The sequence below is a fragment of the Bacillus nitroreducens genome, assembly GCF_964021195.1.
The window spans coordinates 464,772-478,388 of record NZ_CAXHYI020000003.1; the positions used below are offsets into that span (position 1 = coordinate 464,772).

Consider the following 13,617-nt stretch of genomic DNA (forward strand, 5'->3'; position numbering starts at 1 on the left):
ACATTATTTAAATTTGTTATGCAATTTCATTTGATAGTCTTTAAAGACACTTGAATGTGAGGTCTTTCGATTTTTTAAGATTTGGTTTAAACGGAACTGTTTTTCGTTTAACTTTTTCTCATAAATAACCCGTTGAGCTTCATCCTCACATTGATCAAGTAGGTTTTCAATGGTAAGCAATTCTTTTTTTAATTCTGTTTCTTCATTAATAAATCCAGAATTCTTCATGACCCGATAGGCCATACGGAGATCTTCTGGTATTGCTGAATCATCATCAAGCTTTAGGGGCTTTCCGTAGCCTAGAAGGTTATCAAATTCTCCTTCTTGATAAGCTTTACGTATTTTATCCTCAGATACAATCCTTGAAAAATCCATTGTTATTGTCCTCCTTTTTGGAGTGGTACTACTACTACTATTTTACGTGTATTTTGAACTTATTTCCATTCTCCACTTATATTTCTCCTATATTTCATTTTTTACAATATGACAACAACCCCCAAATATCGACATATTTTCATGAATGACTATAAGGTGAAGTGGGTTGAATTGACTTCTCTTAACAAATACAAGCAAATAGTCAGACAAATATAGCTCTTAATATATACCCATAAAACCTTTAAAGGATGGAGATTATATGTTTTCAAATGTGGAAATCGGAATTGATTTAGGAACTGCTAACATTCTCGTATATACAAAAAATAAAGGTGTCATCATTAATGAGCCATCCGTTGTGGCGATCGATACTGAAACGAACAGTGTTGTGGCTGTTGGTACAGATGCAAAAAGAATGATAGGAAAAACACCTGAAAAAATCGTTGCCATTCGTCCTTTACGTAAAGGTGTGATTGCGGATTTCAATGTGACTGCGGACATGCTTCGCCATATCATGAAGAAAGTGAGCCAAAAAACGGGATACTCGATTCGTAAACCAAATGTTGTGGTTTGTACTCCATCTGGCTCAACATCCGTTGAACGACGTGCTATTCAGGATGCAGTTAGACAATGTGGCGCTAAACAAGTGTACTTAATTGAAGAACCAGTTGCAGCGGCGGTTGGCTCAGATTTGCCTGTTGATGAACCAGTTGCAAATGTAGTCGTTGATATCGGCGGAGGGAATACAGAGGTTGCCATTATTTCTTTTGGTGGTGTTGTAACATGTAATTCCGTTCGAATTGGAGGAGACCAATTTGACGAAGACATTATCCAGTATGTACGTAAAAAATACAATGTCCTTATCGGGGAACATACAGCTGAGCAAATCAAATTTGAAATCGGCTATGCACTCGTGAAGCATGAAGCTAAATCAATGGAGATTCGCGGACGCGACCTTGTTACAGGTCTACCTAAAACCATTTCTTTAAGTTCAATTGAAATTCAAGAAACATTAAAAGAGTCATTGCTTCATATTCTAGAAGCAATTCGTGCTACCTTGGAGGATTGTCCACCAGAATTAAGTGGTGACATTGTAGACCGCGGTGTTATTTTAACAGGCGGTAGTGCCCTATTAAACGGGATGCAGGAATGGCTCAGCCAAGAAATATTTGTTCCAGTTCACCTTGCTCCAAACCCGTTAGAATCAGTGGCAATTGGAACAGGACGTTCATTAAGCATTATTCAAAAACTGCATAAGATTGCAAAATAAACAAAAGTACCGTCCTTTATTGGATGGTACTTTTCTATTTAGGCTGTTTTCGCAAACTTTGTTGTTATTGACACAATTGATTTCCGCTACAGGTGGACGCTTTTGAATGGGCGTGGCTTGAGCCTCCTCGTCGGTAAACGCTCCTGCGCGGGGTCTCAAGTCTCACGCTTTTCTGAGCAGGACTTTGAAAAACTCCCTGGAATTAACCCACGCACGAAGAAAATGTGAATACATTTTCGAGGAGTCGCCACCTTCCACTGAAATCAATAGGTTAGTTTTATCCAATAGCAACAATCTTTTAGATAAGAGCCTATATTTAAAACCATATTATTAAACATTCCTACGTTCTACCAAATTAATCCCGAGCCCCATTGCGACGATCCCTATCAATAACATAATCAATAAAGATACTATCACATCTTGTAGACCCGCATTATAAAATATTACATTCATTATTGCTTCCATTGCATGAGACATGGGGAACAAATCTGCAATGAAAACAAGTACAGGGTTTGTAATAGTCCCTGGCATCATATAGGCTCCACTTACAAGTGGAATCAGTGGAATCAATGAAGGATATACCGCGTAAAACTGCTCTGGAGTCTTTACAAAGCCAGTTATTAACATCGCCAAGCTTATCATACTAAACGTAAAGAAGGCAGCGATTAAGATAATCAACCAAAGATTATCTCCAACCTCATAATTCATCATGTATTTAAAAACGAGTAACACAACGATTATCTGTAACATGGTGATCAAGAAACTGTATAAGAGATACCCACAGTACATACTTGTTTTACTGATGGGTGACAAAATCATTCGATCCCAAATACCAGAAATCTTGTCATGCGTAACATTGTTTACCTTAAATCCTAGAATAAACATTGCAATTAAGAAGGTAAAAGCAAATAATAATTGTGTGCTCATGTTATGGGTAGGGATGTTTTCATTATCAAGTCCTAGAGCATGTATTTGAAATGGAGGAACCTTTAACAACTCTTCCACTTCCGCCCGAATATTTTCGTTTTCTCCTGATTTAGCAATTGCATGAAGTTTTGCCTCGCGTTGAAATACTTTGTCGACATGCTGCTCCACATAGTACACACCTGGAAGTTTATTACTAACGACTAAGCGATAATCATCCTCCATTAATTTTACAGCAACATCGACATTTCCTTCTCTCACATCTTCATATGCCTTTTCTGAGGAAACAATTTCAAAGTGAAAGGAATCATCTATATTTAACACACTTTCCCATTTTTTCTCTATTTCGGCCGCATTCTCTTCCTCACTGAAAATAGGAATTGTGGTTTGTGAATGAATACCTCCACCAAATAATAACGTAGCAAGAATACTTCCAACTATAAATAATAAAATCATTAACGGGTTTCGCCTATCTTTAGCAAATTGTGCCCACATTACTGTTTTCACTTTGTCTCCCCCCTTTTTGGATAAAAGGCTAAACCAATTATTGTACATAGTAAAAAGAATCCTACCAATGACAGGCTTGGCATGAACATAGAGGATAACTCCTCAAACTGAGCCCACTCTGATAAAGAAACCATAAACAGACCATTTGGTGTCCATTCTCCAATTCGTTGTAACCATTCAGGAAACATTTCATTTGGAGCAAAATTACCTGCGACTACACCACAAAAGATGACTACTAACATAAAAATGGCATTTGCAGCATCTATATTTTTCATCCTCAGTAAGACTGCAGTGAAAACAGCTGATAATCCCGCTAATGCAAGCGAAAGGATGGAAATATTTCCGACTGTACCCAGCCAAAAGCTTATCGATCGGTCAGGAAACACCTTCAGGATTAAGTGAGAAAATGTAAACACAAACATCATTTGTAACCATGTTAAGAAAAATGTAGATACCATTTTCCCAATTAAAAAATAGATTGGACGACTGTTCGTCAATATAATTCGTTTGAAAACCTGTTCTCTTATTTCAACGCCTGTTTTTGTTGCGATGGTTCCTGTTAAAATTAAGGCGAACAAAGCTGCCATCGCAATGGTCATATACTCGGTTAAAGTAAAGCCTTCACCTGAACCTATTTCTTCAAAACCACCGTTTGGAAGAATCACATCTCCCTCTGTAACATTCCCAGTTTTCTGGAGGGCAAATTGATAATTTAGTTGTTCTATAAAGCCATTCACGATATTGTATAGTGCCTTACTTTCGTTCGTTTCTTTTTCCATTTTAAACTTCATTGAACTTGACGGTGCTTCACCAAGAAAGGCCGCATATAAACTATCAGCAGAAAACCCTTCAGGGATCACTATTATACCGTCTAGTTCACCCTTCTCCACCCTGCTAATCGCTTCATCTTCCTTGAGAGTATAAACTCTCACCCATTCGCTAATACCTTCACTATTCAGATAGGTCATCAGCAATTCTATTGGCTCTATATGGCGTGCTTGCTCCACAACTGCTAAGGCTTCTTCTTCCCCTAGTGAGGCATCTACATCCAATTTTTCTTTTAATCTCTCCATCGATTTTGTCTGATCGTCATGATTTACGACTGCTACTTCCAAATCCATCGAGAGCTCATCTTTGTTCCCAAACAATCCAGCAAAAGCGAAATTCAATACGATGATTAATAGGATAGGTAGAGCGAGTATTGTAATAATTTCTTTTCGGTCACGCCAAAAAAGTAATAGATCCTTTTTAATAAAACTTAACACACCTATCCCCCCTTAATCCCTTAATGTACGTCCTGTCAAATGAAGAAACACATCTTCCAAACTAGGTGTTTCTGTTTGGTAATTTATCATTTGGATATGGTGTTCCTCCGTTAGATGAACAAGCTTATTAATCAGATTGCTCCCTTTTTTTGCGATAATTTTCATTTCCAAATGCGATGCCTCTACCTTGCGAATGCCTTCGAGACTTTTTACCTTCTCAACAAAAGCTTCGTTCAAAGCATCAACTTCAACTTTAATTGTATCTTCAGTCGATAAAATACTAAGTAATTCTGCTTTTGTACCAGCAGCAATAATTTCACCATGATCCATGATGTATAAGCGATCACAAAGCTGCTCAACTTCTTCCATGTAGTGACTCGTGTAAAGAACGGTTGTACCACTATCCTTATTTAACCGACGCACTGTTTCTAAAATATGATTTCTCGATTGTGGGTCAATACCGACCGTTGGCTCATCTAATATCAGGATTTTCGGTTCGTGTAACAAGGCCGCGGCGATGTTGATTCTTCTCTTCATCCCACCCGAAAAAGTTTTCACTAAATCTTTTTGTCGGTCTTCTAGCCCAACCATGACTAATGCATGTTGAATCCTTTTTTCTAGCTCTGCTCCTCTCATGTTATAAATTGAACCAAAAAACTTTAGATTCTCATAAGCCGTCAAATCTTGATATAGAGCGATTTCCTGTGGAACTACGCCTAGAATCTTTCTAATTTCTCCTGGTTTATCAATCGTATTAATGCCATTGAACTTAATCTCACCACTCGTAGGCTTTATGAGGGATGAAATCATTGAAATCGTCGTGGACTTTCCAGCCCCATTTGGTCCTAATAATCCGACTGATTCACCATTATTTAAATATAGATTTACATCCTTAACTGCCGACTTTCCTTTATATGTCTTCGTTAAACGTATTGCTTCAAGCATGAATTCGCCTCCCAGCTACTTACTATCGTTATAATGGCATCATAAAATAAAAAGACCATCGTCACTACTGACAATGGTCATTCTGCAAACATTCTATTGTTACTTTTGTCATTTTTTCTTTTTTTATTAAACTAATCTGTTCCGAATCGCATAAATGGCTAGTTGAGTACGATCCCTTAATTCTAACTTATCTAAAATATGACTGGTTTGATTCTTGACCGTTCCTACTGAAAGCCCAAGAGTATCAGCAACCTCCTTATTGTTCATGCCTTCCCCAATACACTTCAGAATCGCTCTTTCCCTTGGAGTTAATGTTGGATCAATCGATTCCTCCTCTTGATTCTGGAGTAAAACTGGCATTACTTTTGCAGCTACTTGCTCCTCGAGTGATAAGCCGCCACTCATGGCACTTTTAATCGAACGAATAAGTGAATCTGTATCTCCATTTTTCAGCATATAACCATTTACACCTAGCTTTAACGCATCCATCACCAAGCCATTGTCATCAAAAGTGGTCAGCATTAGAATTTTCAAATGAGGGTAGCGAGCGCGCAAAATTTTTGCAGCCTCAATTCCATCCATTTCAGGCATTCGAATATCTAATATCGCTACGTCATAAACGTTTTTTTCACAAAGATTAACTGCTTCTTTTCCATTATCTGCTTCTCCTGTGACTTTAATCTCTTCATCTGTTTCAATCATCACTTTGAGTCCTTGCCGCACCATTACCTGATCTTCCGCAAGCATTACCTTAATCATCCTATCCACCTCGTTCAATTAAAGCTATGGTTCCTCTAACAATAAATTGTTGTTCATCATGAATAATTTCACAGGAACCTCCAACTTTTTCTAATCGTTCTCTCATCGCCTTCAACCCATATCCTTCTTGAAAAAACGGATTAAAGGTTGACTTGTTTATAACCTCAAATCGAAAAATACTTCCTCCTGGAGATTCAAATGAGACTTGTGCTTCCCTAGTCGAGCTATGCTTCATTATATTAGTCAATGCCTCTTGCACCGATCGATAAATCGCAAAAGACTGCTCACCTGTTAACGGGGCAGCGAAGGCACCATGTTTAACTGAAAAATGGATTTTCATAAAACTCTCCATTTCTAGCTTGCGAATTAATCGCATGACCCCTTGAAGCCCACCGACATCCTTTTGCTTAAATGATTTTACAGCTCGTCTTGTTTCATCCAAGCTATGCTCAGCTAATTCCTTCAGTTTTAAAATCTTCTGTTTGTCTTTCTCATCTGCACCTAAACGGAATACCTCTAATTGCATGAGTAAGGCTGTAAGCTTATGTCCAACAGAATCATGAATTTCATGTCCAATCATATTTCGTTCATCTTGCCTCGCCTGCTCTTCCTCAATGACTAGCTGCCGTTTCATTCGTCTATATTCATCTAATAAAGCACTGTTTTTTTGTACTATTTCATTTTCTCGTCTATGTATAGTTTGATATTGGAATAATCCTAACACGACTAACAGATTAAAAACCCCACACCAAGCAATTTGGAGAGAAGATAAATTTGAAGCCAATATAATCCAAGAGATACTCGCAACTTGAACGACTATTACAATCAAACTATGAATACGCGTTAGGTTGAATACAGCTTCAGCTAAAATCAATGCGTGAATGAAGAATATAAACGAATTCAATTCAGAATCTACGGGATAGAAAATTACAATGGTTAGTAGGAGTTGAATAGAAAACAATACGATTTGTACAATCTGTTTTTCTTTGAAAAGTGGATGAATAAACAAAATAATTAGAAATAAACAGATACCTGTTAAACGTTCTACCTCTGAAACAAAGGGCAATTCGATGACAGCGAACACAGTAACAAGAATATAAATAAAGAGCCAAATAAAATACGTCTTTTTCATATATAAATCATCTCCGATAAAGTAAAGCCTCAATCACTATCTTTTAATCACTTATAAGTTCCTACGGTGTAGCCTCATTGTTATTAACGCAGGGGTATAATACCGCCTTGTATACATTCTATTCAAATTATACAATGATTCCCTTATCATCGCACCTCAGACTAGAAGATACAATCACAGGAAGATACCAAAAAAACCGTAAGCCCTATAGGTAGGACTTACGGTTTTACAATTATTATTCCTGTGAAACAGCTGCTTCTACTTCACTTATATCAATCCCTAAAGCACGTGCTACACCTTCACCGTATGCAGCATCTGCTTTGTAGCAGTGTGTAATATGACGAAGTTGAATATCTTTTGTTGTGCCTTGCATAGCTCTAGCTGTGTTTTCAAACAGTCTTTGCTTTTCATCATCAGTCATTAGGTTAAATAATTTACCTGGTTGTTCAAAGTAATTATCATCATCCTGGCGGAAGTCGTAGAAATCTACTCCTCCAGCTAATTCTAATGCAGGATCTTGATGTTCTTTTGAATCTTTCCATTGACCATAACTATTTGGTGAATATGGTACTTGGTTCACTGATGGATTATGGATTCTCATTGCACCATCTCTATGATATGGGCAGAAGTTCTCTGTATTTTTTGGATAGTTTACAGGGATTTGCCAGTGATTTACACCTAAACGGTAACGTTGTGCATCTCCATATGAGAATAAACGTCCTTGTAACATTCTATCAGGTGAAAAACCTAGTCCTGGAACAATATTAGATGGAGCAAATGCTGCTTGCTCTACTTCTGCAAAATAGTTTTCTGGGTTACGATTAAGCTCTACTTCCCCAACTTCGATCAGTGGATAATCTTTCTTATACCAAACTTTTGTTAAGTCAAATGGATTATCTGGGTGCTTCGAAGCTTGCTCCTCTGTCATCACTTGAATATACATTTTCCATTTTGGATAGTCTCCACGTTCGATAGCCTCAAATAAATCTCTCTGACTACTTTCACGATCTTTACCTACTAGTGCTTCCGCCTCTTGGTCAGTCAGGTTATGAATTCCTTGCTGGCTCTTGAAGTGGTATTTTACCCAAACACGTTCATTGTCTGCATTGATCATGCTGTACGTATGACTTCCGAACATATGCATTTGACGGTAATTTGCAGGAATTCCACGGTCACTCATAACGATTGTAACTTGGTGAAGTGCTTCAGGTAATGAAGTCCAGAAATCCCAGTTAGCTTGTGGGTTTTTCATATTTGTTCTTGGATCACGTTTTACAACATGGTTTAAATCTGGGAATCTCTTAGGATCTCTAAAGAAGAATACTGGCGTGTTATTTCCTACAAGGTCCCAGTTCCCTTCTTCAGTGTAGAATTTCATAGCTGTACCACGAATGTCACGTTCAGCATCCGCTGCACCACGTTCACCCGCTACCGTTGAAAAACGGATAAACATATCAGTTTTCTTTCCAACCTCTGAAAATAGTTTTGCTTTTGTATATTTTGTAATGTCGTTAGTAACTGTAAACGTTCCGTATGCGCCAGAACCTTTAGCGTGCATACGACGTTCCGGAATAACTTCTCTATCAAAGTGAGCCAATTTCTCTAATAACCAAACATCTTCCATAACAATTGGTCCACGTCTACCTGCTGTTTTACTATCATCATCATTTGAAACAGGTGCTCCAAATGCCGTTGTCATTTTTTTATTTTGGTCTGTCATTATTCTTCCTCCTAAAATTATTACTAATTTATAATCATTATAATATAGTATAAATTACTTCATTGCAACTAATATGATTAATATTTTTATATTTTTTGTGATATATATTAATCTTATCAGATATACATGTTTTTAGGATCTGATATTCTACTAATTCCTTTTTCATTTATATATATAATTGAGAATTACTAGATTCAACTTGTTCATTTTCACACGAAAAATAGCCAATTCAAAATGATTTGGTCTATGTAATTCCCCCTTACCAATCCTATGAATTTTTCAATTATTACTCTTTCTTTAAATAAGACTGCAAACTCCAACTTCATGAATCTTGCATGTGAACCAATGGAATGTTCCGCTTCAAATAAGTTTATCCTATTCATTGACATAACACCATTTGGTTTCATATAATCAAAACATAAAACCAAATGGTGTTATATTTAAAATTAAAGGAGAATGATTTATGACAAAAGTAGCTGATATCAAACAAACGATTCTAATTGAAGCACCTATAGAAAAGGTATGGGATCTTGTTTCTACTGGTGAAGCGATTGAATCATGGTTTATGCCTAGTAATTTAGTAGCCGTCGAAGGACACGAATTTCATATTCAATCCCCATTTGGTCCTTCTCCCTGCAAGGTATTAAAGGTTGAAGCACCACATCTTCTTATTTTTTCTTGGGATACAGATGGATGGATTGTAGAGTTTCATTTAAAAGAAGTAAACGGAAATACTGAATTCACCCTCATCCATGGTGGCTGGAAAGATTCTGAAGAAATCATTGGTAAAGCAGGCCGTACTGCTGCAGAAGTTCGTGAGACAATGAATGGCGGTTGGGTAGGCATTGTACAAAAATTACGTCAGGTGGCGACAAATTAGTGGGTCAAACTGCTAGGAAATATGATGTATTCCAAGCAATTTCAGATCCTACCCGCAGAGAAGTTCTTCGATTATTATCTAAAAAAGAACTACCCATTTCAGAAATCACGAGTCACTTTTCGATGAGTCGAACTGCTGTAGCAAAGCATCTTCATATTCTATCTGAGGCAAAACTAGTAAGTGGCAAAAAAGTCGGAAGGGAAAAACGCTATCGTCTGCAACCAGAGTCATTCTCAGAGCTGCACGAGTGGCTAGGATATTTCGACCAGTTCTGGAACAATAAACTTTCTATGTTAAAGCATATCGCTGAAAATGGTTCAGATAAGGATTTGAAATTGGTCGATTCACCAGATTCTAGTGAAAAGAGTTGAGCACAGTAACACGAAGGTCTTCATTCCAGATGAAGACCTTCTTCCATGATTAGTAACGTGATTTCAACAGTTGTGCCTTCGTTTTCTTCGCTATCGATTGTCATTTGACCGCCGAGATCCTGGATGATAGTTTGGCAAATCATTTAGCCAAGGCTTTTTCCTTAGTTGAAAAAAAATGCTTTTCCAACCATTTGAATCTCCTCTTCGGTTATACCGCCGCAGCCATTATCCGTAACACGTATCATGACAACGTAAAATTTTAAACAAACAAATTGATTATGCAGCAGTATGTAAAAACTTTGTGGAAATCACGGACACACCGATTTTCCTGCAAATTGTCACATAGTGCATAAGAGCAAGTAGGACAGCCCCCATATTCATTCCGATAATGATCCCTTCCATTTGAAGTGTTTGAAGCGAACCTAATACAAACATAATTCCAAAGGATACGACAGTTGACCATACATTATGAATAAACGCATCTTTTACCAAACCAAGACCGATTAAATAAGCTTGCATTGGTATTAAGAAGAAATGGAACAAGAAATACGGCCATAGCATCTGCAAATACACAGTTGCCGATGAAGATTCAAAGAAAATTTTTGTAAGAGGCTCCGCAAAATAGTAAAACACCACACAGGCTGGGATGCCATACATGAATGTGATCTTCATTACTTGTTGAAGTAAGTTTTGCAACTGGGACATATCCCGCTTTGCATATGCTTCAGACACAGTGGGAATTAACACAATTAGTAACGAATGAGCAATGAACGCTGGAAAGAAACCGATCGTCAACGCGACTCCTGTCATCAACCCAAAATGTTCTGTTGCTACAGCTGCAGGCATTCCTGCTTTTAAAAGGGCTGCTTTAATTAAAAACGGCTGAACTGCGTGTGAGATTGCATGAAAAATACGCATACCTGTTGTCGGCAATGACACAGCAAGTAAATTCTTTCGTACTAGTTTTCCACTTAACGATGAAGTTGGTCTTTGCCCTAATCTACGATAGTGAATCATATATTCAATGCCTAAATAACCAAAAACAATTAAATCACTTGCAACAAGTGTACATAATGCGATCAGTATGGAGGTATGAATTTCAAATTCAAGCAATTGATAAATAAACACCAATAAAATTAATTGAACGGCTTTACGCAAGAAATTCGCAAAGGCAATTCTTCCCATTGATTGGATTCCCATAAAATACCCTCTGGCAATCGATAAAAACGAAACAATTGGAATAAACAAGATGACGAGCCATCTAACAAATGGATGGTAATCATCAAAAACAGGTATAACTGGCAGAATGACAAGTGACAACGAAATAATAATGGCTGTGAACACGGTTGTTAACACAGTTGCATGCTTCAGCATACTCCTATGATACCTGTCCTCTTTTTCAGCAATGAATTTTGAGATGGAGATCGGTAACTCCAGACTTGCTAAAATAACAACCAAGAAGATGGAAGGCAATATGGTCATATATAACCCCATTCCATGCCCACCAAGCTCTTTTGCAAGAACGAGATTGATTAAAAACTCAACACATTCCCCAATAAAAGCAGCGATAACCAGAACCAATGTCCCTTTAAAAAATGTATTCATGATGTAAGCCCCTTATCCTATTTTATTCAGTAATACATTAATATGAGACAAGTCTGGAGATTATTTGACTAAAAGAAAATTTTTACTGCACTACTAATAAACTTCCCTTTCCAACCTCTTATTTTCTCGTTTATAATCGGTATATGTGTGATTTTCGCGATAACCAAATTAATGAAAAGGTGTAGATAGATGAGTATTTTAACGGTTTCGAATATGAGTCACGGTTTTGGGGACCGTGCTATTTTTAATGATGTGTCGTTTCGCCTTCTAAAAGGTGAGCATATCGGATTGATCGGTGCGAATGGAGAAGGTAAATCTACTTTTATGAATATCATCACAGGCAAACTTGAGCCTGATGCTGGAAAAATTGAATGGTCAAAAAATGTTCGAGTGGGGTATCTCGACCAGCACACGGTGCTTGAAAAAGGGATGTCTATTCGTGATGTATTAAACACTGCTTTTAAATACCTGTTTGACATGGAAGCACAAATGAATGAATTATACGGAAAAATGGGTGATGCTACACCTGAAGAACTCGAGCAGATGCTTGAAGAGGTAGGCATCATTCAAGATACCCTTACAAATAATGACTTTTATGTGATTGACGCCAAAGTCGATGAAATTGCTCGTGGATTGGGCTTAGAAGATATTGGACTTGAACGTGATGTACAAGATCTAAGTGGTGGACAGCGTACGAAGGTGCTACTCGCAAAGCTATTACTCGAAAAGCCTGACATTCTATTACTTGACGAGCCAACCAACTATTTAGATGAACAACACATCATTTGGTTAAAACGTTATTTACAAGAATATGAAAATGCATTTATTTTGATTTCACATGATATTCCATTTTTAAATAGTGTGATCAATCTCATCTATCATATGGAAAATCAAGAGCTTAACCGCTATGTTGGAGATTATGATAATTTCCAGAAAGTATATGAAGTAAAAAAACAACAGCTAGAAGCAGCTTATAAAAAGCAACAACAGGAAATTTCTGAACTTAAAGATTTCGTTGCTCGAAACAAAGCACGTGTTTCTACCCGTAATATGGCAATGTCTCGTCAAAAGAAACTCGATAAAATGGAAGTTATTGAACTTGCGAAGGAAAAGCCGAAGCCTGAATTTAATTTTAGAGTAGGTAAAACATCAAGCAAACTGATTTTCGAAACGAACGACCTTGTAATTGGGTATGATGAACCTCTTTCAAAACCACTTAACCTTCGTATGGAAAGAGGCCAAAAAATTGCGTTAGTTGGAGCCAATGGAATCGGAAAAACAACTCTTTTACGAAGCATCCTTGGCATGAACAAGCCCCTTTCAGGAACAGTTGAGCTTGGGGAGAATCAAGAAATTGGTTATTTTGAACAAGAGATTAAAGAAGCCAATTATAACACGTGTATTGAAGAAATTTGGAGTGAGTTCCCTTCCTTTAATCAATACGAGGTACGTGCGGCACTAGCAAAATGCGGTCTAACGACGAAGCATATCGAAAGTAAGGTTGAAGTATTAAGTGGTGGGGAGAAAGCAAAGGTACGCCTTTGTAAGTTAATTAATAAAGATACAAATATCCTTCTTCTTGACGAGCCAACCAACCATCTTGATGTAGATGCAAAAGATGAACTAAAACGTGCACTTAAAGAATATAAAGGAAGCATCCTCCTCATCTGCCACGAACCTGAATTTTACCATGATGTGGTGACAGATGTGTGGAATGTTGAATCGTGGACAACGAAGGTTTTCTAAAATACACATGCACAAGCTTTTTGAAAGGGAAACATCGACTAACTACTGCCACGTCCTACGGCAAACGTCGATGCCAACACTTCCTCGAGAAATGCTAATCTAATGCTTTCGGAGCCTTCCT

Annotated in this window: 14 protein-coding genes; 4 read left to right on the forward strand and 10 right to left on the reverse strand. The window is 37.5% G+C overall.

Annotated features, from left to right (window positions below; all coding sequences use genetic code 11):
* Nucleotides 1–3: 3 nt before the first annotated feature.
* On the reverse strand, nucleotides 4–375 hold the full coding sequence (locus ACWPVE_RS06015) for a DnaJ family domain-containing protein (RefSeq protein WP_453991628.1): 372 nt from the start codon (nucleotides 373–375) through the stop codon (nucleotides 4–6).
* Between the two features lie 259 nt (nucleotides 376–634).
* Between ACWPVE_RS06015 and mreBH the strand changes: the two genes are divergently transcribed.
* Nucleotides 635–1,642, forward strand: a complete 1,008-nt coding sequence (gene mreBH, locus ACWPVE_RS06020) for a rod-share determining protein MreBH (protein ID WP_453991630.1) — start codon at nucleotides 635–637, stop codon at nucleotides 1,640–1,642.
* Nucleotides 1,643–1,972: 330 nt separating this feature from the next.
* Here mreBH and ACWPVE_RS06025 read toward each other — a convergent pair whose 3' ends face one another.
* The 7 genes from ACWPVE_RS06025 to ACWPVE_RS06055 all read right to left on the reverse strand — a co-directional run bounded on the left by ACWPVE_RS06025 (nucleotide 1,973) and on the right by ACWPVE_RS06055 (nucleotide 9,277).
* On the reverse strand, nucleotides 1,973–3,073 hold the full coding sequence (locus tag ACWPVE_RS06025) for an ABC transporter permease (protein WP_453991632.1): 1,101 nt from the start codon (nucleotides 3,071–3,073) through the stop codon (nucleotides 1,973–1,975).
* The gene (locus ACWPVE_RS06030; RefSeq protein WP_453991634.1) at nucleotides 3,070–4,338 is read right to left on the reverse strand and encodes an ABC transporter permease; all 1,269 of its coding nucleotides are present in this window, start codon (nucleotides 4,336–4,338) and stop codon (nucleotides 3,070–3,072) included. The genes ACWPVE_RS06025 and ACWPVE_RS06030 overlap by 4 nt, the downstream gene beginning before the upstream one ends.
* 12 nt (nucleotides 4,339–4,350) lie before the next feature.
* Nucleotides 4,351–5,283, reverse strand: coding sequence for an ABC transporter ATP-binding protein (locus ACWPVE_RS06035; RefSeq protein WP_453991636.1), 933 nt, complete (start codon nucleotides 5,281–5,283; stop codon nucleotides 4,351–4,353).
* Nucleotides 5,284–5,409: 126 nt separating this feature from the next.
* On the reverse strand, nucleotides 5,410–6,042 hold the full coding sequence (locus ACWPVE_RS06040) for a response regulator (RefSeq protein ID WP_453991638.1): 633 nt from the start codon (nucleotides 6,040–6,042) through the stop codon (nucleotides 5,410–5,412).
* Between the two features lies 1 nt (nucleotide 6,043).
* Nucleotides 6,044–7,174, reverse strand: a complete 1,131-nt coding sequence (locus ACWPVE_RS06045) for a sensor histidine kinase (protein WP_453991640.1) — start codon at nucleotides 7,172–7,174, stop codon at nucleotides 6,044–6,046.
* 235 nt (nucleotides 7,175–7,409) lie between these two features.
* Nucleotides 7,410–8,894: a catalase gene (locus ACWPVE_RS06050; protein WP_453991642.1), complete on the reverse strand. Its 1,485-nt coding sequence runs from the start codon at nucleotides 8,892–8,894 to the stop codon at nucleotides 7,410–7,412.
* Nucleotides 8,895–9,103: 209 nt separating this feature from the next.
* A complete protein-coding gene (locus ACWPVE_RS06055) occupies nucleotides 9,104–9,277 on the reverse strand; it encodes a hypothetical protein (RefSeq protein WP_453991644.1) in 174 nt (57 codons plus the stop codon).
* An 80-nt stretch (nucleotides 9,278–9,357) separates the two neighbouring features.
* On the opposite strand from ACWPVE_RS06055, the gene ACWPVE_RS06060 reads away from it, so the two are divergent.
* Together ACWPVE_RS06060 and ACWPVE_RS06065 are read left to right on the forward strand one after the other, a co-directional pair.
* Nucleotides 9,358–9,774, forward strand: a complete 417-nt coding sequence (locus ACWPVE_RS06060) for an SRPBCC family protein (RefSeq protein WP_453991646.1) — start codon at nucleotides 9,358–9,360, stop codon at nucleotides 9,772–9,774.
* The gene (locus tag ACWPVE_RS06065) at nucleotides 9,774–10,145 is read left to right on the forward strand and encodes an ArsR/SmtB family transcription factor (protein ID WP_453991648.1); all 372 of its coding nucleotides are present in this window, start codon (nucleotides 9,774–9,776) and stop codon (nucleotides 10,143–10,145) included. Before ACWPVE_RS06060 ends, ACWPVE_RS06065 begins: the two co-directional genes overlap by 1 nt.
* A 20-nt stretch (nucleotides 10,146–10,165) precedes the next feature.
* On the opposite strand, the gene ACWPVE_RS06070 is transcribed toward ACWPVE_RS06065, so the two are convergent.
* Both ACWPVE_RS06070 and ACWPVE_RS06075 read right to left on the reverse strand, forming a co-directional pair.
* Nucleotides 10,166–10,288 carry a hypothetical protein gene (locus tag ACWPVE_RS06070; RefSeq protein ID WP_453991650.1) on the reverse strand — a complete coding sequence of 41 codons (123 nt, stop codon included), beginning with the start codon at nucleotides 10,286–10,288 and terminating at the stop codon, nucleotides 10,166–10,168.
* Nucleotides 10,289–10,421: 133 nt separating this feature from the next.
* A complete protein-coding gene (locus ACWPVE_RS06075; protein WP_453991652.1) occupies nucleotides 10,422–11,750 on the reverse strand; it encodes a polysaccharide biosynthesis protein in 1,329 nt (442 codons plus the stop codon).
* A gap of 189 nt (nucleotides 11,751–11,939) precedes the next feature.
* On the opposite strand from ACWPVE_RS06075, the gene ACWPVE_RS06080 reads away from it, so the two are divergent.
* Nucleotides 11,940–13,496, forward strand: a complete 1,557-nt coding sequence (locus ACWPVE_RS06080) for an ABC-F family ATP-binding cassette domain-containing protein (protein ID WP_453991654.1) — start codon at nucleotides 11,940–11,942, stop codon at nucleotides 13,494–13,496.
* Nucleotides 13,497–13,617: the final 121 nt, after the last annotated feature.